This window comes from Stenotrophomonas sp. Sm6012, from assembly GCF_030985895.1.
GTDB lineage: Bacteria > Pseudomonadota > Gammaproteobacteria > Xanthomonadales > Xanthomonadaceae > Stenotrophomonas > Stenotrophomonas forensis.
In genome coordinates, this window is sequence record NZ_JAPTFX010000271.1 from 1 (window position 1) to 1,639 (window position 1,639).

Annotated in this window: 1 protein-coding gene; it reads right to left on the bottom strand. The window is 65.6% G+C overall.

The annotated features are described in order from the left end of the window. Nucleotides 1-77: 77 nt before the first annotated feature. Nucleotides 78-1,337, bottom strand: coding sequence for an enoyl-ACP reductase FabV (gene fabV / locus O0J73_RS22305; RefSeq protein WP_197564584.1), 1,260 nt, complete (start codon nucleotides 1,335-1,337; stop codon nucleotides 78-80). Nucleotides 1,338-1,639 lie beyond the last annotated feature (302 nt).

Below are 1,639 nucleotides of genomic sequence, written 5' to 3' on the forward strand. Positions count from 1 at the left end.
GCTACCGGGGGGGGGGGGGCGGCCGCGCGCCCCCACTACCCAACGAAAAGGCCGGCGTTCGCCGGCCTTTTCATTGATCAGGTCATGTCGACCAGATTCTCGATCTTCACGTCCGGATTGACGTCGGCTTCGTAGTCGACGCCGTCCACGCCGAAACCGAACAGGCGCAGGAAGTCGGCCTTGTAGCCGGCCAGGTCGCTGATCTCGTACAGGTTCTCGTTGGTCACCTGCGGCCACAGCGCAACCACCTTGCCCTGCACGTCCGCGGCCATTTCCTTGTAGTCGGCACGCAGGCGGCCTTCCTCATCGACCAGCGCAACGGTGTGGCCATCGGCATCGACCAGGTCGTGGCGCAGGCGATCGATCGCCACGCCATCGGACTTGCCGCCGTAGAGGATGTCGTACAGCACGTCCAGCTGCTCGATGCAGCCTTCATGGGTGCCCTTTTCCTTCATCACCTTGAACAGCAGCGACAGGTACAGCGGCATGGTCGGAATGGCCGAGCTGGCCTGGGTGACCACGGCCTTCAGCACCGACACGCGCGCATCGCCACCGATCTTTGCCAGCTTCTCGCGCAGGCCCAGCACCTTGGTGTCCAGGTCCTTTTTGGCGGCACCGATCGAGCCGTTCCAGTAGATGGCCTGGGTGATCTCTTCGCCCACGTAGGTGAAGGCGGTGGTGGTGCAGCCGTTGGCCAGCACACCGGCATCGGCCAGCGCATCGATCCACATCTGCCAGTCTTCACCACCCATGACCGCGACGGTGCCGGCGATCTCTTCGGCGGTAGCCGGCTGCAGGTGGGTCTCGGTCAGCACTTCCTTGTCGGTATCCAGGCCACGCAGGGTGATCGGCTCACCGATCGGCTTCAGCGTGGAGCTGATGATTTCACCGGTCTTCGGGTGCTTGCGGCGCGGTGCAGCCAGGCTGTAGACCACCTGGTCGACCTGGCCAAGATCGGCCTTGATCATCTCGATGGCCTTGGCCTTCACCTCATCGGAGAAGGCGTCGCCGTTGATGCTCCTGGCGTACAGGCCGGCTTCGTCGGCGTACTTGTGGAACGCGGCCGAGTTGTACCAGCCGGCGGTGCCGGGCTTGGACTCGCTGCCCGGACGCTCGAAGAAGATGCCCAGGGTCGCCGCGCCGCTACCGAACGCAGCGGTGATGCGCGCCGCCAGGCCGTAGCCGGTGGAGGCACCAATGACCAGCACGCGCTTGGGGCCGTTCTGGATCGGCGGGCGGGCGCGGATGTAGTCGATCTGCTGCTTGACCGCGGCCTCGCAGCCGGTCGGGTGGGTGGTGACGCAGATGAAGCCGCGGACGCGCGGTTTGATGACCATGGATACCTCGGGTTGGCAGATGCGGCGCGCGGGGCGCTCAGCAGGAATACGGGCGCGCGCCTGCGCGCGCGAACCGCAGGATCGTAGTGCGCGGGGGAAGATTGCACAACCGACGCTGGCGTAGGGTGGTTCTCTTTTCGCAGGGCTTGCAGCCCTGCACCCGCCGGAAGCCAGAGCAGCGTCAACGTCAAAAGCTGGGTTCCTGTGGGTTGGCGGGGTGGATCCGGTTGCGGGGGCGCTGCAAGTACGTCCATGTAAGCTCGGTCGCCGCATCCATGCGGCTCACGCCCCGCAACCGGACC